This window comes from uncultured Alistipes sp. (assembly GCF_949296715.1).
Lineage (GTDB): Bacteria > Bacteroidota > Bacteroidia > Bacteroidales > Rikenellaceae > Alistipes.
The window spans coordinates 44345-63255 of sequence record NZ_CASFQD010000048.1; the positions used below are offsets into that span (position 1 = coordinate 44345).

Consider the following 18911-nt stretch of genomic DNA (forward strand, 5'->3'; position numbering starts at 1 on the left):
GTCAGAGCGTGCCGCTGCGCAGCTGCTCGACGAAGCGGTCGATGCGCTGCAGCTGCCCGGGAATGTCGATGCTCTGCGGGCAGTGCGACACGCACTGGTCGCAGCCGGTGCAGCGGCTGGCCTGCCGCAGGCGCGGCACGCTGCGGTCGTAGCCCACGAGGAAGGCGCGGCGCGCCTGCGCGTAGTTCTCGTCGCGGCTGTCCTTCGGAACGTTGCCCTCGTTGACGCAGCGGTTGTAGTGGGCGAAGATCGCCGGGATGTCCAGCCCGTAGGGGCAGGGCATGCAGTACTGGCACTCGGTGCAGGGAACCGTCGGGAACTGCAACATGCGCTGCGCCGTATCCTCCAGCAGCGCGAAGTCCTCCTCGGTCAGCGCCTCGAGCGGCGCATAGGTGCGGATGTTGTCCTGCAGGTGCTCCATGTAGGTCATGCCGCTCAACACGGTCAGCACGCGCGGGTAGCTTCCCGCGAAACGGAAGGCCCACGACGCGGTGCTCGACGTCGGGCGCCGCTGCTTGAGCCGCGCGACGAGGTGGTCGTTCAGCCGCGACAGGCGCCCGCCGAGCAGCGGCTCCATGATGACGACCGGAATGCCGCGCTTGTCCAGCTCGCCGTAGAGGTATTCGGCATTGACGTTGCGGCCCGAGGCGTGGCGCCAGTCAACGTAGTTCATCTGTATCTGCACGAAATCCCACTTCACGCCCATGGCCAGCAGGTAGTCGAAGACCTCGACGGCCCCGTGGAACGACCACCCGAGGTTGCGGATGCGTCCCGCCTCGCGCTCGCGCAGCAGGAACTCCAGTATGCCGTTGTCGATGAAGCGCTCGCGGAAGGTGCCCAGACCGCTGCCGCCGCCCACCGAGTGCAGCAGGTAGTAGTCCAGGTAGTCGACCTGCAGCTCCCGGAACGAGTTGCGGTAGAGGGCCAGCGAATTTTCGCGCGTGGGGTTCGAGAAGTTCGACATCTTCGTGGCGATGAAGAATCGGTCGCGCGGGTGGCGCTTGAGCGCGATGCCCGTGGCACGCTCGGACTGTCCCTGCACGTAGACGGGTGCCGTATCGAAGTAGTTGACGCCGTGGGCGATGGCGTAGTCGACCAGCTCGTTCACGGCCTGCTGGTCGATGATGCTGCCGTCGGCAGCGGGCTTTTCATACGTCGGCCAGCGCATGCAACCGTAGCCGAGCAGCGACACGCGGTCGCCCGTCGCCGAGGTGCGGTACTCCATGCCTTCGGTCGGCACCTCGCCCTGCGCCGCGAGCTTCACCTCCCCCTTCGGGGCACAGCCGTACATCGCGGCCGTCGTGACCAGCGCACTGCCGCCCAGCACCTTCAGGAACTCGCGGCGGCCTATCTTTTTCTCTTCTTTCTTCATGGGTTCGATCGATTAAACGGTTCGGTGGCGCAGATGGCCCTCGACATAGATGGCGCTGAACGGCCGCGCCGGGCAGAGGTTCTCGCAGGCGCCGCAGCCGATGCAACGCTCCTCGTCGACCACGGGGATGAGCCGCGACGCGGGGTCGTCGGGCGCGGCCTTCACCATCGTGATGGCCCCCGTCGGGCAGTGGCGCGCACAGTTGTCGCACTGCACGTCGTCGCGCAGCGTCACGCAGTTCTCGCGGATCCAGACGGCATGGCCGATCTGCGTCGCGGACTTCTCGGCGCGCGTGATGGGGCGGATGGCCCCCGTCGGGCAGACCGACGAACACTCGGTGCACTCGGGCCGGCAGTAGCCCCGCTCGTAGGACATCACGGGCTGCATGAACGAGGTCAGCTTGCCCGAGGGGCGCAGCACGCCGTTCGGGCAGGCCGAGATGCAGAGCTGACACCCCGTGCAATGCGTCGCCAGGTTATGGGCGCTCAACGATCCCGGCGGGGTCAGCGGCGTGGCACGGTCGGGTATCTTCTTCTCCTCGATCAGGGCCAGTCCGCCGTCGACCTTCATTTCCTGCGCACGGACCGTTGCCGCCACGGCCACCGTCCCGAGTCCCGCGAGGAAACGCCGCCGCGAAGGATCGGGAGCCGCCGCACCCGACGCCGCCGTTGCCGGAGCCTTGACCGCAGACTTTGCCGGAGCCTCGACCGCAGACTTTGCCGGAGCCTCGACCGCAGACTTTGCCGCACGGGAGGCCGCATCCTTCGGCGAACGGTTCCCGGCGCCGCCGTTCACCGTATCGCGTGTTTCCCGCCGCCACGTATAGGAGATGGCGCCCTGACGGCAGCTTTCGAGGCAGTCCATGCAGGCGACGCAGCGACTGTAGTCTATTTCGTGGGCTTCGGGATTGATGCACGACGCCTTGCAGTTGCGGGCACAGAGCTTGCAGCCGTTGCACTTCGAGACATCGAAGCGCGGCTTGAAGAGCGAGAAGCGCGACAGCATGCCCAGCACCGTACCCACGGGGCAGATCGTGTTGCACCACGTGCGGCCGCCGCGCCAGGCCAGCACGCCGATCAGGAGGAAGGTCACCGCGGCGACAAGCAGCGTCCCGAGCCCCTTCATCCAGACATCCACCGTATAGAAGGCGTAGCTGTCGAAGTGTTCGGCCGCAAGGGCCAGCAGGTTGTTGCCCCAGCGCCAGAGCGGCGCAAAAAGGTTCGAGGCGATGCGTCCGTAGGCGCTGTAGGGGGCGATGAGCGCCGCGAGCCAGGCCACCTGCGCGACGAGCGCCGCGACGAAGAGCACCAGCACGCCATAGCGGAGCCACGTGCGGGCCGGGCGGTAGCGGAAACGGTACTTGCGGCGCCGGCCGGCGATCCACGACACGATGTCCTGCATCACGCCCAGCGGGCAGATGACCGAACAGTAGATGCGCCCGAAAAGGAGCGTGAGGAGCACCAGCGCCGCAACGATCCCGAGATGGAGCGCCAGGACGGCGGGCAGGAACTGGATGCGGGCCATCCATTCGAGCCACACGTGCAGCGTTCCCGTGAAATCGAGGAACAACAGCGTCAGCGCGACGAAAAAGAGGATCGCCACGGCGATTCTGATCTTGCGTAACATAGGCAACAATTATCCGAATAATGCAAAGATAGCGAAAATCCCCGCCTGCGGGACTTTCCGCAGGACAAAAGTAATACGTCCGTCAAATAAACGTCCTATACGGATTCCGGTTTCGCTTGCCATTTTCCCGGATCGCGGGCCGGCAACGCATCGGCAGCGCACCGAGGGCCGATGAAACCGCGCTGGGCTCCGATGCAGGCACCGTACAGCGGCAGGAAAGGGGCACGATCCCCGCACCTTTTATTAATTAGGCCTACTTCTTGGAGTTGCGGAACTCGGTGGGGGATTCGCCCGTATGCTTCTTGAAGAATCGGCCCAGGTACGACTGGTCGGGGAAGCGCAGCCGGTAGGCAATTTCCTGCACCGAGAGGTCCGTGGACTGCAACAACACCTTGATCTCCAGAACCACGGAGCGGTCGATGAACTCCTTGGCCGAACTGTGCGAGATATTGCGCACGATCGTCGACAGGTAGCGCGTCGAGATGCAGAGCTTGTCCGCATAGAACGTCACCTCGCGCTCCCGGGTGCAATGCTCGTGTACGAGCGCCACGAACCGATGGAAAAGGTCCGTCTGCCGCGTCGTAGACTCCGGCACGCGCCGCTTGTGGGCATTCATGCGCTGCATCTTGTCGTAGAACTCCAGCAGCACGTTCTGAAGGCGGTTCTTGATGATCGTGTTGCGGAACATGTTGCTGCGGTCGCGGTAGGTGTAGGCCGCCATCTGGTACCAGATCGTGATCCCCTCGACGATCCGCGCCGGCGGATTGGAGATGGGATGCATGCCCAGCTGGTGAAAAAACGACGGATCGAGCCGGAACGCCGCCTCGGCAAACAGATCCCGCGAAAAGGCACAATAGGTGATCCGAAAATCCTCCGAACAGTCCGACAGCATCAGAATCCAGCCCGGGAGCAGCACCACCACCGTATTGCGGCGTATCTCGCCCCGTATCTGATTGACAGCGACCGTTGCGTGGCCGCTCCGGCAGAAGAGCAGGGCACCGCTCTCGCAGCGGCAGGCGTTATTGCTGAAAAAGGAGAAATCGGACTCTCCGACGACAAATTGCTCGTCGGCAGTCGTGATTATCGGATTCATCTGTGACATACATATTTCTTTTTTCGAACAAAAATAGTGATAAAATTGTTAATAAGCCGAATTTTGTTCCGAAAATCACCAACACTGTTCGCAATATAAAGCAGAAAGACAACGTTTTTAGAATACTTTTGCACCTGAAAAAGTTTTTTAGTACAAACAAAGAAAAGGAATTATGAAGCAAACATTTGTGAAAGCAGCATTTATGATCTGCTGCATGGCAGTTGTTTCGTGCGGACAGGCTCCGACGGCCATGGGGCCCGGCGAATACGCCGTGACGACCATCGCCACCACCGACCGCGAAATCCCGAGCAACTACTCGGCATCCATCCGCGGACGTCAGGACATCGAAATCTATCCGCAGGTGTCGGGAACGATCTTCCAGCTCTGTGTCACGGAGGGCCAGCGCGTCTCGAACGGCCAGACGCTCTTCATCATCGACCAGGTCCCCTACAAGGCCGCCCTGCAGACTGCCGAAGCCAATGTTGCGGCTGCCGAGGCCAGCGTCGCCACGGCACAGCTCACCTATGACAGCAAGAAGGAGCTCTACGCCCGCAAGGTCGTATCGCTGTTCGACCTCTCGACGGCCGAAAACAACCTGCTCACGGCCAAGGCCCAGCTCGCCCAGGCCGAGGCGCAGCGCGTCAATGCCGCCAACAACCTTTCATACACCATCGTGAAGAGCCCCGCAAACGGCGTGGTCGGCACGCTGCCGTACCGTGTCGGCGCACTGGTCAGCGCGTCGATTCCGCAGCCGCTGACCACCGTGTCGGACAACTCCGAGATGTACGTCTACTTCTCGATGACCGAGAACCAGCTGCTCGACCTCACGCGCCGCTACGGCTCGATCGAGGAGACGCTCAAGAACATGCCCGACGTCGAGCTGCAGCTCAACGACGGATCGCTCTACGACCAGACGGGCCGCATCGAGTCCATCAGCGGCGTGATCGACACCTCGACGGGCAGCGTCCAGCTGCGCGCCGCCTTCCCCAACAAGGGAGGTCTGCTGCACAGCGGCGGCTCGGGCAACATCATCCTGACGACCAACTACAAGGACTGCATCGCCATTCCGCAGGCCGCCACGTTCGAACTGCAGGACAAGGTATATGTCTACAAACTCGTCGACGGCAAGGCTTCGTCGGCCCCCGTTCAGGTGGCAAGCATCTCCAACGGCACGGAATACATCGTCCTCTCGGGCCTTGTTCCGGGTGACGTGATCATCACCGAAGGCGTCGGCCTGCTGCGCGAGGGTACGCCCGTCGTTCCGAAGGGCCTGGCAACAGCCCAGCCCGCACAGGAGGCTCCCGCAGCCGACGCAGCTACTCAAACCGAAACCGGAAAGGAGGAATAACCCATGACACTCAAGCATTTTATCGAACGCCCCGTACTGGCGTCCGTCATCTCCATTCTGATCGTCATCGCCGGTATTCTCGGCCTTGCGACGCTGCCCGTGGAGCAGTACCCGGACATCGCGCCCCCGACGGTGATGGTCCGCGCCTCCTATCCGGGCGCCAGCGCCGAGACCATCCAGAAATCGGTTGTCGTGCCGCTCGAAGAAGCCATCAACGGCGTCGAGGACATGACCTACATCACCTCGTCGGCCGCCGTCGGCAGCGCCAGCATCAGCGTCTATTTCCGTCAGGGCACCGACGCCGACATGGCTGCCGTGAACGTCCAGAACAAGGTGGCTACGGCCAACGGACAGCTGCCGTCGGAAGTCACGCAGATCGGCGTGACGACCATGAAGCGCCAGACCTCCATGGTCAAGATTTTCTCGCTCTACAGCCCCGACGACAGCTACGACGAGACCTTCCTGGCCAACTACCTGAAGATCAACATCGAGCCGCGTATCCTGCGTATCCAGGGCGTGGGTGAGGCCTTCACGCTGGGTGCCGACTACTCGATGCGCGTATGGCTCAAGCCCGACGTCATGGCCCAGTACAAGCTCATTCCGTCGGACGTAACCGCCGTACTGGCCGAGCAGAACATCGAGGCCGCCACGGGTACGCTGGGCGAGAACTCCGACAACACGTTCCAGTACACGATGAAATACCGCGGCCGCATCCAGACTCCCGAGGAGTTCGGTCAGATCGTCATCCGCTCCGAGGAGGACGGCAGCGTGCTCCGCCTGAAGGATATCGCCGATATCGAACTGGGCCGTGAGTCCTACGCCTTCAAAGGCTACACCAACGGCCACCCGGGTGTCAGCGCCATGGTCTTCCAGACGGCCGGTTCGAACGCCACGCAGGTCGTCAACGACATCGACGCGCTGCTGGCCGAGGTCGAGGCCGAACTGCCGAAAGGCGTGGCCATCGCCCACCTGCAGAGTGTGAACGACTTTCTCTACGCCTCGATCAACGAGGTGATCAAGACCCTGATCGAGGCCATCATCCTCGTCGTGCTGGTCGTGTACGTCTTCCTGCAGGACATCCGCTCGACGCTCATCCCGACGGTGTCGATCCTCGTATCGCTCATCGGTACCTTCGCGTTCCTCGCCGTGGCGGGTTTCTCGATCAACCTGCTGACGCTCTTCGCCCTGGTGCTTGCCATCGGTACGGTCGTCGACGATGCCATCATCGTGGTCGAAGCCGTGCAGGCGCGCTTCGACGTCGGCTACAAATCCTCGTTCATGGCCACGATCGACGCCATGTCGGGCATCTCGTCGGCCATCATCACCTCGACGCTCGTCTTCATGGCCGTGTTCATCCCCGTGTCGATGATGGGCGGTACGTCGGGTATCTTCTACACGCAGTTCGGTCTGACGATGGCCGTGGCCGTGGGTATCTCGGCCATCAACGCCCTGACGCTCTCGCCGGCGCTCTGCGCCCTGATTCTCAAGCCCTACATGGATGAGAACGGCGAGATGCGCGACAACTTTGCCGCCCGCTTCCGCAAGGCCTTCAACTCGGCCTTCACGGTCATGATCGCCAAGTACAAGCACGGTGTGCTGCTCTTCATCAAGCACAAGTGGCTCATGTGGTCGACGCTCTTCCTCGCACTGGGCGCGCTGGTCGTCCTGATGAACACCACGAAGACGGGTCTGGTGCCCGACGAGGACCAGGGTACGATCATGGTCAACGTCACCACGGCCCCGGGTTCGTCGCTCTCCGAGACGCACAAGGTCATGGAGGAAGTGTCGGAGCGTATCCAGGGCATTCCGCAGATCCGCGACTTCATGCAGACGGCCGGCTACGGCATGATCGCAGGCCAGGGTTCCTCCTACGGCATGTGTATCATCAAGCTGAAGAACTGGGAGGAGCGTCCCGACAAGGAGGACGCCGTGAATGCCGTCATCGGACAGATCTACGGACGCACGGCCGACATCAAGGATGCGCAGATCTTCGCCGTGGCACCGCCGATGATTTCTGGTTACGGTACGTCGACCGGTTTCTCGATGCACCTGCAGGACAAGGCCGGCGGCGAGCTCAAGGACTTCTACAACATCTACCTTCAGTTCATCGCGGCGCTGAACCAGCGTCCCGAGATCGAGCGCGCCTACTCGACCTTCAACATCAACTTCCCGCAGTACCTCGTGGACATCGACGCTGCGAAGGCCAAGCGTGCGGGCGTCTCGCCGAACACGCTGCTCTCGACGCTGGCAGGCTACTACGGAGGCCAGTACGTATCGAACATCAACCGTTTCTCGAAGATGTACTACGTGACGATGCAGGCCGACCCGAAATACCGTCTCGACGCCGAATCGCTCAACCACGTCTACGTGCGCATGGACAACGGCGAAATGGCCCCGTTGAGCCAGTTCATCACCCTGACGCGCGTCTACAGCTCGGAGGTGCTCAACCGCTTCAACATGTACAACTCGATCGCCGTGAACGGTACGGCCGCCAACGGCTATTCGTCGGGTGACGCCATCCAGGCCATCCGCGAGGTGGCTGCCGAGGTGCTGCCGCGTGGCTACGGATTCGAATTCGACGGCATCACGCGCGAGGAGGCCCAGACGGGCAGCAACACGGCCATCATCTTCGGCATCTGCATCCTGCTGATCTACCTGATTTTGAGCGCCCTCTACGAGAGCTTCCTCATTCCGTTCGCCGTGATCCTCGCCGTACCGTGCGGTCTGATGGGTTCGTTCCTCTTCGCCAAGATCATGGGCATGGAGAACAACATCTACCTGCAGACGGGTATCATCATGCTCATCGGTCTGTTGTCGAAGACCGCCATCCTGATCACGGAGTACGCCGCCGACCGCCGCCGCGCCGGCATGAGCCTCACGCAGGCCGCCGTCTCGGCCGCCAAGGCCCGTCTGCGTCCTATCCTGATGACGGTGCTCACCTGCGTCTTCGGCATGATCCCGCTGGTACTCGCAAACGGTGTGGGCGCCAACGGCAACTCGACGCTCGGTTCGGGTGTCGTCGGCGGTATGATCGTCGGAACGCTGGCGCTGCTGTTCCTCGTACCGACGCTGTTCATCGTCTTCCAGACGCTGCAGGAGAAGGTCAAACCGCTGGAAATAGACCTCGATCCCCAATGGTCGCTGCGTGCCGAGATGGAAGATGTCAAAAACGAGAAAGAGGAGGAATAACATGAAAAAGATCGTGATTATATGCCTGGCAGCCGCCTTGACGGGCTGCGGCATCTACAAACCCTATACCCGCCCGGAGGTCACGACGGCAGGGTTGTACGGCACGGCCGAGACGGCCGACTCGACGACCCTGGGCGACATCCGCTGGCAGGAGATGTTCACCGATCCCCAGCTGCAGGAGCTCATCGCCCTGGCGCTGGAGAACAACACCGACCTGCAGTCGGCAGGCTGGCGCGTGAAGGAGGCCGAGGCGACGCTCAAGTCGGCACGCCTGGCTTACCTGCCGTCGTTCAACTTCGCACCGCAGGGTTCGTTGAGCAGCTTCGACGGCGCTCCCGCGACGAAGACCTACTCCATTCCGGTCACGGCCAGCTGGCAGATCGACATCTTCAACGGCCTGACCAACGCCAAGCGCAAGTCGAAGGCGCTCTACCTCCAGAGCAAGGAGTACGAGCAGGCCGTGAAGACGCAGCTGATCGCCAGCGTCGCCAACCTCTACTATTCGCTGCTGATGCTCGACAGCCAGTACGAGATCACGGAGGAGACCGCGGCCAAGTGGCGTCAGAGCGTCGAGACGATGCGCGCCATGAAGGATGCGGGCATGACCAACGAGGCGGGCGTAGCCCAGTACGAGGCCAACACGCTCTCGATCGAAGCTTCGCTGCATGACCTGGCCTATCAGCGCACGCAGGCCGAGAACAGCCTCTGCTCGCTGCTGGGCGAGGCGCCGCACACGATCGCGCGCGGCAGGCTCGAGGCGCAGCAGCTGCCCGAGACCCTTGCGGTGGGCGTGCCCCTGCAGATGCTCTCGAACCGTCCCGACATCCGTTCGGCCGAGTACACGCTCATGCAGTCCTACTACGCCACGAGCGAGGCACGGTCGGCACTCTACCCGTCGATCACGTTGAGCGGAACGCTGGGCTGGACCAACAACAGCGGAGCCGGTATCGTCGATCCGGGCAAGCTGATCTGGAATGCCGCGGGATCGCTGCTGCAACCGCTCTTCAACGCCAATGCCAACCGGGCCCGCGTACAGATCGCCAAGGCCCAGCAGCAGGAGTCGCTGCTGGCGTTCCAGCAGGCACTGCTCAACGCCGGGGCCGAGGTAAACAACGCCCTGACGCAGAGCCAGTCGGCCCGTGCCAAGACGGACCTGCGCAACCGGCAGATCGAGGCGCTCGAGCGCGCCGTGGAGAGCACCGAACTGCTCATGCAGCACGGCACGACGACCTACCTCGAGGTGCTGACCGCCGAGCAGTCGCTGCTGACGGCGCGCCTGTCGCAGATTGCGGATCAGTTCGACGAGATACAGGGTGTCGTGAACCTCTACCAGGCTCTGGGCGGCGGTCGTGACATCACGCAGGAGGAGAAATAATGAAGCGGGGAGCGACCAGAGACGAGATTATCCGCACGACGCAGGAGCTCATCACCCGCAACGGCATCCGTGCCGTGCGGGTCGATGAGATCGCCCAGACGCTCGGTATCTCCAAACGCACGCTCTACGAGATGTTCACCGACAAGAACGACCTGGTGAATGCCTGTCTCGACGACTTGAGCCACCGGCAGCAGCAGCACATTGTCGAATGCCGGAAACGCCGCAGCGGCAGTCCGCTGCAGAAGGCGATGAAACTCATGAACGAATACATCGACATTCTCTGCGAGGTGGAACACAGTTTTCTGACGGACATCCGCCGCAAGGTGATCTTCGCCGAACATTACGACGAGCACCGCGAATTCTGGATCCGGGAGCTGACCGACGATCTGGAACGCTGCCGCCAGGAGGGGCTGCTGCTGCAGGAGATCGACGCGAGGTCCTTTGCCACGAAACTGCTCTCCACGATTCTGGAACTCCGGCTGAACAATACGACGCGCGACGAGATCAGTCTCTTCTGCAAAATCTTCCTGCGCGGGGCCGCAACCCGGCAGGGTATCGAACTCATCGACCGGAGGCGATAGGCGCCTGCCGGTACGACACGGAAAAATCCGCAGGAAGGCATCCTGCGGATTTTTTTGTGCCCCGACCGGCGGAAAAATGCAAAAAAAGCGTATATTTGCCGTATCGAAACCCGAAAAGAGGTGAATGCACGCACGACATATCACGCAACGAACCGCAGCATGCTCCGCGGCATGATGATGGGTATGATGTGCATGTGCAACCGATCTTGCCGGGTGTAAGTGCTTCGTGCACGCGAAAGTCTGAATCCGGCGTCCTGCGATGCCGGATTTTTTCATGAACGAATTTGCAAACACGACTGAATATGGAACAGAAAAACTACCGATTCGAGACCCTGCAGGTCCATGCGGGCCTCACGCCCGACGAGCCCACCGGGGCACGCGGCGTGGCGATCTATCCCACGGCGGCCTACCGCTTCCGGAGCTGCGACCACGCCGCACGGCTCTTCGAGTTGAGCGAGGCCGGGAACATCTACACCCGGCTGCAGAACCCCACGACCTCGGCCTTCGAGCAGCGCATCGCGGCGCTCTACGGCGGCGTCGGGGCGCTGGCCGTGTCGTCGGGCATGTCGGCAATCCTCGTGACGGTGCTGTCGCTCGCCTCGGCAGGCGACAACATCGTCACCTCGCCGCACCTCTACGGCGGCACCTACAACCAGTTCCGCATCTCGCTGCGCAACCTCGGCATCGACTGCCGCATCGCCCCGGCCGAGACACCCGAGGCATTCGAGCGGCTGATCGACGACCGCACGCGGGCGCTCTACGTCGAGAGCATGGGCAACCCGACCTGCGCGGTGCCCGACCTCGAGGGGCTGGGAGCGCTGGCGCGGCGCCATGACGTACCCTTCGTCGTCGACAACACGTTCGGTGCGGCGGGCTACCTCTGCAACCCCTTCCAGTGGGGTGCGAACATCGTCGTGGACTCCGCGACGAAGTGGATTAACGGCCACGGCACGGCCATGGGCGGCGTGATCGTCGACGGCGGCAACTACGACTGGTCGAACGGCAAGTTCCCGCAAATCGACGGCCCGTCGGAGGGGTACCACGGGCTGAACCTCCACCGGGCGTTCGGCCGCGCGGCCTTCATCGTCAAGTGCCGCGTCGACGGACTCCGCGACCTGGGCTGCTGCCCCTCGCCGTTCGACTCCTACCTGATGCTGCTCGGGCTCGAGACCCTCTCGCTGCGCGTCCGCCACGAGGTCGAGTCGACCTGGAAGCTCGCCGAATACTGCCGCAGCCACCCGAAGGTCGAGCGTGTGAGCTTCGTGGGATTCGACTCGCACCCGAGCTGCGCGAACGCCCGCAAATACTACCGCTTCGGCTCGTCGGCAGTCTTCACCATCGAGCTCAAGGGGACACTCGAAAGCACCGTGCGCTTCGTCGAGTCGCTGCATCTGGCGACGAACATGACCATGATCGGCGATTCGATCACCGTCGTCACACACCCGGCGTCGACCACCCACAAGCAGCTCGGCGAAGCCGACCTCGCGGCCGCGGGCGTCACGCCGACGCTGCTGCGCATCTCGCCGGGGCTGGAGGACCCGGACGATCTGATCGAGGATTTCGAACAAGCCTTCGTACACGTCGGATGATGGAAGCACACCTCTACGTCAGTCCCGGGCCCTTCCCGCTCGAAACGGGCCGCACGCTGCCCGAGCTGCGCATCGCGTACCACACCTGCGGCACGCTGAATGCCGCGCGCGACAACGTCGTCTGGGTGTGCCACGCCCTGACGGCCAACTCGGACGTGGCCGACTGGTGGCCCCACACGGTCGAGGCGGGGCGCTTCCTCGACCCGGCGCGCCACTTCGTCATCTGCGCCAACATCCTCGGTTCGCACTACGGCACGACGGGCCCCCTGCACGTCAACCCCGCGACGGGGCGGCCCTATTACCGGGATTTCCCGCCCTTCACGATCCGCGACATGGTGCGTGCGCACCGCCTGCTGGCCGACGCCCTCGGCATCGGGACGATCGACACGCTGGTCGGCAGCTCCGTGGGCGGGTTCCAGGCCGTGGAGTGGGCCGTCGAGGAGCCGGAACGGATCAACAGGCTCATCCTGATCGCCACGGCGGCGAAGGCCTCGCCGTGGAGCATCGCCATCGACGAGACGCAGCGCATGGCCATCGAGGCCGACGCGACGTTCGGCGAGCCGCGCGACGACGCCGGCATGGCGGGGCTCGCGGCAGCCCGCGCCATCGGGCTGCTGACCTACCGCGGCTCGCAGGGCTACAACCTCACGCAGCAGGACCGCGAAGAGCTGCCGGCCCAACACCGTGCCTCGACCTACCAGCAGTACCAGGGCGAGAAGCTCTGCCGGCGCTACAACGCCTATTCGTACTACGCCATCCTCAATGCCTTCGACACGCACGACGCGGGCCGCGGGCGAGGCGGGGTAGCGGCGGCACTCGCCCGCATCCGGGCCCGGACGCTGGTCGTGGGCATCACCTCCGACATCATCTTTACGCCGGAGGAGATGCGCGGGCTGCACGCGATGATCCCCGGCAGCAGCTACCGCGAGATCGACTCGCCGTTCGGCCACGACGGCTTCCTGGTCGAGCACGAACAGCTCAACGCCCTGCTCCTTCCCTTCATGGAGCAGTAATCAACGCACAAACAACAAAAACGGAACAGATATGGCAAAAATCAAAATCGGCCTCTTCGGCTTCGGCGTCGTCGGGCAAGGCATCTACGAAGTGGTGCGCAAGTCGAAGAACGCCCACGCCGAGATCGTGAAGATCTGCGTGCGCTCGCTCGACAAGCCCCGCGCAATCGACCGCAGCTGCTTCACCGACTCGGCGGACGAGATTCTCGACAACCCCGAAATCAACCTCATCGTCGAGGTCATCGACGACGCCCGCGCCGCCTACGACATCGTCAAACGGGCCCTGCTGAAGGGCATTCCGGTCGTCTCGGGCAACAAGACGATGCTGGCGCACCACCTGCCCGAGCTGATCGACATCCAGAAGCGCAACCGCGTGGCACTGCTCTACGACGCCTCGTCGTGCGGCTCGATCCCCGTAATCCGCAACCTCGAGGAGTACTACGACAACGACCTGCTGCTCGAGGTGAAGGGCATCCTGAACGGCTCGTCGAACTACATCCTCTCGCGCGTGTTCGACCACCGCGACACCTACGCCAATGCGCTGGCCCAGGCCCAGGCGCTGGGCTTCGCCGAGAGCGACCCGTCGTTCGACATCGAGGGCTACGACTCGCTCTTCAAGCTGGTCATCATCACCGTGCACGCGCTGGGCACCTACGTCGCCCCGGAGCGCATCTTCACCTACGGCATCTCGACAATCCACGAGTCGGACATCCGCTACGCCCGCGAGAAGGGCGTGAAGATCAAGCTCGTGGCGCAGGTCGTCAAGGTCAGCGAGGAGCACTTCACGATGTTCGTCATGCCGGAGTTCGTCACGCCGGACAAGTACATCTACAGCGTCGACGACGAGTACAACGGCGTGGTGATCCGCGGCGAGTGCTACGACCGGCAGTTCATGTTCGGCAAGGGGGCCGGGAGCCTGCCCACGGCCTCGTCGATCCTGAGCGACATCATGGCGCGCCTGCACGACTACCGCTACGAGTACAAGAAGCAGAACTACGTGCAGAAGCCCGACTACACGACCGACATCACGCTGAAGGTCTACGTCCGCTACACGAAGACGGACATCCACCGCATCCTGCACTTCACGAAGGTGCACGAGCAGTACACGAGCGAGGAGAGCAACTACGTCATCGGCGACATTGCGTTGAGCGAGCTGCTCGCCAAGCGGGCGCAGCTCTCCGGACCGGACGTTTTCCTGGCCAATATCCCGATCTTCTTCCTGAACCGCGACCACTGATCCGGAAGCCGAGGTCCGTACAGCGGCCGGAATCCGTCCCGCAACCGCCGAACCGCCGCGGCCGGACGCAACAAGGCCCCGAACCTGCCGGTCCGGGGCCCTGTCGTATCATGCGCCGCGCGTCAGTCCTGCACGCAGCGCACCGTCAGTCCGAACTCCGCGGAGATCGAGGTCACCTGCGGCACGTCGTTGTCGAGCGTCGTGAACAGCAGGCAGCTGCACTTGCCGTCCTGCAGCGTCGAGCCCATCACATAGCCCTTGCTTGTCGAGCCGAGCCGGTCACCTGAAGCACCGTAGATCCAGTAACCGCCGCAGACGAAGAAGTCGTCGGGGCGCGCCGCACTCCCGGCCAGGGCGGTCAGCTCTGCCTCGTCGGGCAGGTGCCAGCCCGGCGGACAGATGCCCTGCACCTGCACGCCTTCGCTCCAGCTCTCCCCGGCCGTGGCCGTGGCATAGTCGTAGAGCATGCCCTGCGTCGGGATAGCCGAGGCTCCGCCCGCAGGGTTCCAGACGCCACTGCCCAGCGCCGCGCCCTCGGGCATGCAGCGCAGGTTCTCGGCCATCCAGACCCGGCCGTCGATCGCCACCGTGCGGTAGGTCTCACCGGCGTAGGAGATCGTTCCGTCGGTCACCGTCACGTCGCCCGAACCGGAGTCCCCGTTGCCGCTGCCGTCGTCGAGCGATCCGCCGTCCTCCCAGTCGCTGATCTCGCCGCTCAACGAGAGCGAAATGTCGATGTTGGTCACCTCGACCGACAGGTCGTAGTGCTTGCCGCTCTCGAGCAGGGTCGAGGAGATCGTGCGGCTGCGGCTCTTGCCGTCATCGGTGCGCACCGTCACGGTGAGCGACGCCTGCTGCGGCACGAGAATGACCTGATACTCCTTGTCGGGCGTCACGCAGCAGACCGAGATATCCTCCGTCGCCGCGCCGTCCAATGCCGAGGCCGTCGGAACCGTGAGGTCCACCGCGGCCGTGGTGACCGTGCCGCCGACGGTGATGCCCGTAACGGAGGCGTCGGAGAGGTTGTTCACGCGGATCGACAGCTGCGTGAGCAGGTGGTAGAAGATCATGCCCACGGGAGCCGACGCCGGCGTGACGTCGCGCTTCACGGCGCCCAGCAGGTCCGACGAGGCACAGCCCGACGTCTGGTCCGTCCCGACGCGGAACTCCTCGGGTACACCCTCCGCCGAATAGGGGTAGTAGGCCGTCAGCGTCGAGGTTTCGTTCAGGTCGTTGTACCACAGGAACCCCGGCGAGGTGAAGGTCGAGCCGTTGTAGGTCATCATGCGGTTCTCGACATAGGGGCCGGAGCTCCGCACGACGGACAGACCGATCCGGTCGCCCGTTTCGAAGTAGAGTCCCGAGACACGGGTGCGGATCGTGGGTGCGATCCGCACGGAGGCAGCGGAATCGGCCCGCTCGGCACATCCCGCAAGCAAAAAGGCGGCAAGAGCCGCCCATGCAGTAAGAATCGATCTCTTCATTTGGAATCCAAGTCTTAAAAATTGCGTCTTTATGTCGCAAAAATAAGACTTTTTATCCTATTTTCGACATCTTCCGTCAACTTTTGTAGTACGAAGCATCGAGCCCGAGCGTAAAATGGCTGCGGCGGATGCCGGCGGCCACGGCAAGGCCCAGCGCCAGCACTCCGTTGAAGAGGAAGGGGAAGCGATCGCCCTGATCGTGAAACAGATGCCGGAAAAGGTCGACAAGCAGCGGGCAGACCATCACGGCGAGGTAGTTCATCGCCATGACGAACGACAGCGCCAGCATCGCCGAGCGGGGCGGAGCGATCGTCGCGGCCTTGTCGTAGATGACGGGCTGCATCGCGCCGTATCCCAGACCGGCCAGCAGGGCGCCGACAACAAGCATCGAGCGGTCACGGAAGATGCCGACACAGAGCAGCCCCAGACCGATCGCCACAAGCGAGACGAAATTCACGTACTGCTTCAGGCGGGCGATGATGCGGGCGATGAAGAGGCCGGGAAGCATGATCGCCAGGAAGAAGAGCGAGATGACGACCCCCGAGAAGGAGCTCTCGATGCGGTAGTCGTCGATCAGGAACGACGCATAGAAGGTCACCACCAGCACGGCATAGGTGATGAAGAAGTAGAGCCCCATCAGTCCGACGAGTTTCGCAAGGTCGATCGACTTGTGCCGCAGCTGGATGCTCTGCGCCGGTTCGGGGGCCGAACGCCGGCGGCGCAGCGTCCCGACCAGCAGGAGCGAGACTCCCGGCAGCGTGTAGACCAGGAAGGGCAGGTGCCAGTCGACATCGGCGAGGTAGCCCGTCAGGGCCGTTGCCAGCACGAGTGTCAGGTTGTTGATCGCCGAGCTGTAGCCCAGCTGCCGGACGCGGCAGTCGCCCGTAAAGTAGTCGACGACCAGTCCCGTGGAGAAGGGGATGACCATGCCGGCACCGACGCCGAGCAGGCAGCTGATGAAGATCAGCGAGTCCATGCTCCGGGCGAAAAGGCAGGCCACGCCGCTCAAAAAGAAGAGCGACAGCCCGACGGTGAGTATCCGCAGGCGGTGCGGCCCGACGGAGAGCCGGCCCGAAAGTAGCACGAAGGGGATGATGAGCAGCGACGGCAGCGAGGTGAGCATCTGGATTTCGAGGTCCGTGGCTTTGGGGAAGATGCGGTTCAGATCGCCCAGCACGGGCGAGATGGCCAGTCCGGGCAGCGACGAGATGGCCGAGACGGACCAGATGGCCAGCAGCACCACGAGCGGGATCGTGCCTTTTCCTGTTTTGATTTCCATGACGAAGCGGTTTCCGTCATACGAGCAAGTGTCGTACCAAACCGCCGTAAACGACGGGCGACGGAGCCGCTTCCGCCACTCCGTCGCCCGTCATGTCATCCGTCCCGTCCCGATCAGCGGTCGGCCACGCAGCGCACCGGCATGCCGTTGGCGCGGTAGTGGGAGACGATGCCCCCGACGCGGCTGTTCTCGACGTGGAGTTTGTTGAAGAAGAAATAGAAGGCCGAAGCCTGCGACGAGGAGGCTCCCGTCGTCCAGTAAAGCCCGATCCAGGGCTGGTCATACATCGCCACGTTACGTACCTGGCGCTCCGAGTCGGGATTCACGTAGATGTTCTGGAACTTGCCGTCGGGGTAGATGCGGCGTCCGGCGCCCATGAAGAGCGACTCGGCGCTGCCGTCGGTCAGCGTCCAGCCGTACTTGTCGGCATACTCCTCATACGAAACGCCCGCAAGCGGGTCGGCGATCGTCAGAGCGGCAAAGGCGGCTGCCGGAGCGACCTTCCAGCCATAGGGGCAGGGGTCGTTCGCCGTCTTCTCCGCGCCCCACAGGGCATCGGAATGCGAACCCCACATCCAGTCGTAGCCCGACTCCTCGACACCCGCGATGAAGGTCACCGGATGCTCGCGCGCATACTCCGCCGTGCCGGTCTCGGCCGACGACTCCTTGACGGAGAGCGTCACGCTGTTGCCCTTCTCGTTGTACATCGTGGCCGACGATCCGTTGCTGAAATCATACGTGCCCGGACCGACGAAGGGGTCCTTGCGGCCCCACTGGTAATAGAGCCCGTAGGAATCCAGAATGTCGCCCGACGAAGCGTTGGAGCAGGCCAGCGCCCCGAGGTTGCGGTTCATCATCTCGTAGCCGTTGAACACGACCGTACCGTTGTCCGCCGGATCGTAGTCCACGGCCCAGACATGCCAGCTCCACAGCAGGCTGCCGTCCTTGTCGTAGGCGCCGATCAGGGCGTTGCCCTGCTGGATGCGGGTATCGTCGTCATCGTCGGCACCGACATAGAACGACGCCTTGCCGTTGTCGCCGAGCGTCAGGTATTCGACAAGCCCCGACGGGCGCTGCCAGATGATCTTCACCTCGGCCGTCTCCAGCGCCGTGCGGCCGTCACCCGCATGCATGGCATCGAACAGGTAGTTGGTCTGCTTGCGGTTCACGATGAAGCTGTTGGCCGGACGCGCGCTCATGTCGACCTCCTCGCTGATGCTCACGAAGACCGAAGCCGTCACCGTCTTGCCGTTGTCGGCCTTGCCGGAGAGGGTCAGCGTGCCCGACAGATCGGCCTTGTCGTTGTCGGCGGCCGGAGCCGTGATCCGCACGGTCCGGGCAGCGGCATCGACCTCCGCATCGCTCCACTCGGTCGGTTTCGACGACACTGAGAAGGATTTGACGTTCGAAGCGGTGAATTTCAAGGTTTTCGTCTCCCCGGCACGGAAATAGACCGCCGAGTTTTCGAACGACAGTCTGCCGCGCTCTCCGTCCTTGTTGCACGACACGGCACAGAGAGCCGCAGCGACAAGGAGGAGCGCACTCCTGAAAAATCCATTCATATGATTCGCTTTTACCAAATTTCGCATGTTGAAAATCCTTGCAAAGATACCAAAAAGCGGCATATATCCCAACAAGGTCCGCCATAATTTCGCCGGAAAGCTCTTTCCGTCCGTCACATAAACGGAACTTTGCGCCGATTAGTATGTCGCAGGGGCATTTCGG

At 63.1% G+C, this 18911-nt stretch carries 13 protein-coding genes; 7 read left to right on the forward strand and 6 right to left on the reverse strand.

Going from position 1 to position 18911, the window contains the following annotated elements:
• Nucleotide 1 precedes the first annotated feature (1 nt).
• The 3 genes from Q1Y33_RS07325 to Q1Y33_RS07335 all read right to left on the reverse strand — a co-directional run bounded on the left by Q1Y33_RS07325 (nucleotide 2) and on the right by Q1Y33_RS07335 (nucleotide 4091).
• Nucleotides 2-1372, reverse strand: a complete 1371-nt coding sequence (locus Q1Y33_RS07325) for an aldo/keto reductase (RefSeq protein WP_300799090.1) — start codon at nucleotides 1370-1372, stop codon at nucleotides 2-4.
• 12 nt (nucleotides 1373-1384) lie between these two features.
• Entirely contained in the window at nucleotides 1385-2998 is a 1614-nt protein-coding gene (locus Q1Y33_RS07330; protein ID WP_300799091.1) for a 4Fe-4S binding protein, read from the reverse strand.
• Nucleotides 2999-3251: 253 nt separating this feature from the next.
• Complete coding sequence (locus Q1Y33_RS07335) at nucleotides 3252-4091, reverse strand: helix-turn-helix domain-containing protein (RefSeq protein ID WP_300799092.1); 840 nt, start codon at nucleotides 4089-4091, stop codon at nucleotides 3252-3254.
• A gap of 172 nt (nucleotides 4092-4263) precedes the next feature.
• On the opposite strand from Q1Y33_RS07335, the gene Q1Y33_RS07340 reads away from it, so the two are divergent.
• The 7 genes from Q1Y33_RS07340 (at nucleotide 4264) to Q1Y33_RS07370 (ending at nucleotide 14423) form a co-directional block, all read left to right on the forward strand.
• Nucleotides 4264-5439, forward strand: coding sequence for an efflux RND transporter periplasmic adaptor subunit (locus Q1Y33_RS07340; RefSeq protein WP_300799093.1), 1176 nt, complete (start codon nucleotides 4264-4266; stop codon nucleotides 5437-5439).
• Between the two features lie 3 nt (nucleotides 5440-5442).
• Nucleotides 5443-8628, forward strand: a complete 3186-nt coding sequence (locus tag Q1Y33_RS07345; RefSeq protein ID WP_300799094.1) for an efflux RND transporter permease subunit — start codon at nucleotides 5443-5445, stop codon at nucleotides 8626-8628.
• A gap of 1 nt (nucleotide 8629) precedes the next feature.
• Nucleotides 8630-10003, forward strand: a complete 1374-nt coding sequence (locus Q1Y33_RS07350) for a TolC family protein (RefSeq protein ID WP_300799095.1) — start codon at nucleotides 8630-8632, stop codon at nucleotides 10001-10003.
• Nucleotides 10003-10584 carry a TetR/AcrR family transcriptional regulator gene (locus tag Q1Y33_RS07355; RefSeq protein WP_300799096.1) on the forward strand — a complete coding sequence of 194 codons (582 nt, stop codon included), beginning with the start codon at nucleotides 10003-10005 and terminating at the stop codon, nucleotides 10582-10584. Before Q1Y33_RS07350 ends, Q1Y33_RS07355 begins: the two co-directional genes overlap by 1 nt.
• A gap of 302 nt (nucleotides 10585-10886) precedes the next feature.
• Nucleotides 10887-12173: an O-acetylhomoserine aminocarboxypropyltransferase/cysteine synthase family protein gene (locus Q1Y33_RS07360; protein ID WP_300799097.1), complete on the forward strand. Its 1287-nt coding sequence runs from the start codon at nucleotides 10887-10889 to the stop codon at nucleotides 12171-12173.
• On the forward strand, nucleotides 12173-13186 hold the full coding sequence (metX, locus tag Q1Y33_RS07365; protein ID WP_300799126.1) for a homoserine O-acetyltransferase: 1014 nt from the start codon (nucleotides 12173-12175) through the stop codon (nucleotides 13184-13186). Before Q1Y33_RS07360 ends, metX begins: the two co-directional genes overlap by 1 nt.
• A gap of 31 nt (nucleotides 13187-13217) precedes the next feature.
• Complete coding sequence (locus Q1Y33_RS07370; RefSeq protein WP_300799098.1) at nucleotides 13218-14423, forward strand: homoserine dehydrogenase; 1206 nt, start codon at nucleotides 13218-13220, stop codon at nucleotides 14421-14423.
• Nucleotides 14424-14545: 122 nt separating this feature from the next.
• Here Q1Y33_RS07370 and Q1Y33_RS07375 read toward each other — a convergent pair whose 3' ends face one another.
• The 3 genes from Q1Y33_RS07375 to Q1Y33_RS07385 all read right to left on the reverse strand — a co-directional run bounded on the left by Q1Y33_RS07375 (nucleotide 14546) and on the right by Q1Y33_RS07385 (nucleotide 18748).
• Nucleotides 14546-15907, reverse strand: coding sequence for a fimbrillin family protein (locus Q1Y33_RS07375; RefSeq protein WP_300799099.1), 1362 nt, complete (start codon nucleotides 15905-15907; stop codon nucleotides 14546-14548).
• Between the two features lie 76 nt (nucleotides 15908-15983).
• The gene (locus tag Q1Y33_RS07380; RefSeq protein ID WP_300799100.1) at nucleotides 15984-17186 is read right to left on the reverse strand and encodes an MFS transporter; all 1203 of its coding nucleotides are present in this window, start codon (nucleotides 17184-17186) and stop codon (nucleotides 15984-15986) included.
• A 113-nt stretch (nucleotides 17187-17299) separates the two neighbouring features.
• Complete coding sequence (locus Q1Y33_RS07385; protein ID WP_300799101.1) at nucleotides 17300-18748, reverse strand: hypothetical protein; 1449 nt, start codon at nucleotides 18746-18748, stop codon at nucleotides 17300-17302.
• Nucleotides 18749-18911 lie beyond the last annotated feature (163 nt).

What these genes read in the sequence shown, in the direction of transcription:
- Q1Y33_RS07325 (WP_300799090.1), bottom strand. Translation starts at nt 1,372, where the DNA reads ATGAAGAAAGAAGAGAAAAAGATAGGCCGCCGCGAGTTCCTGAAGGTG.
- Q1Y33_RS07330 (WP_300799091.1), bottom strand. Translation starts at nt 2,998, where the DNA reads ATGTTACGCAAGATCAGAATCGCCGTGGCGATCCTCTTTTTCGTCGCG.
- Q1Y33_RS07335 (WP_300799092.1), bottom strand. Translation starts at nt 4,091, where the DNA reads ATGAATCCGATAATCACGACTGCCGACGAGCAATTTGTCGTCGGAGAG.
- Q1Y33_RS07340 (WP_300799093.1), top strand. Translation starts at nt 4,264, where the DNA reads ATGAAGCAAACATTTGTGAAAGCAGCATTTATGATCTGCTGCATGGCA.
- Q1Y33_RS07345 (WP_300799094.1), top strand. Translation starts at nt 5,443, where the DNA reads ATGACACTCAAGCATTTTATCGAACGCCCCGTACTGGCGTCCGTCATC.
- Q1Y33_RS07350 (WP_300799095.1), top strand. Translation starts at nt 8,630, where the DNA reads ATGAAAAAGATCGTGATTATATGCCTGGCAGCCGCCTTGACGGGCTGC.
- Q1Y33_RS07355 (WP_300799096.1), top strand. Translation starts at nt 10,003, where the DNA reads ATGAAGCGGGGAGCGACCAGAGACGAGATTATCCGCACGACGCAGGAG.
- Q1Y33_RS07360 (WP_300799097.1), top strand. Translation starts at nt 10,887, where the DNA reads ATGGAACAGAAAAACTACCGATTCGAGACCCTGCAGGTCCATGCGGGC.
- metX (WP_300799126.1), top strand. Translation starts at nt 12,173, where the DNA reads ATGGAAGCACACCTCTACGTCAGTCCCGGGCCCTTCCCGCTCGAAACG.
- Q1Y33_RS07370 (WP_300799098.1), top strand. Translation starts at nt 13,218, where the DNA reads ATGGCAAAAATCAAAATCGGCCTCTTCGGCTTCGGCGTCGTCGGGCAA.
- Q1Y33_RS07375 (WP_300799099.1), bottom strand. Translation starts at nt 15,907, where the DNA reads ATGAAGAGATCGATTCTTACTGCATGGGCGGCTCTTGCCGCCTTTTTG.
- Q1Y33_RS07380 (WP_300799100.1), bottom strand. Translation starts at nt 17,186, where the DNA reads ATGGAAATCAAAACAGGAAAAGGCACGATCCCGCTCGTGGTGCTGCTG.
- Q1Y33_RS07385 (WP_300799101.1), bottom strand. Translation starts at nt 18,748, where the DNA reads ATGAATGGATTTTTCAGGAGTGCGCTCCTCCTTGTCGCTGCGGCTCTC.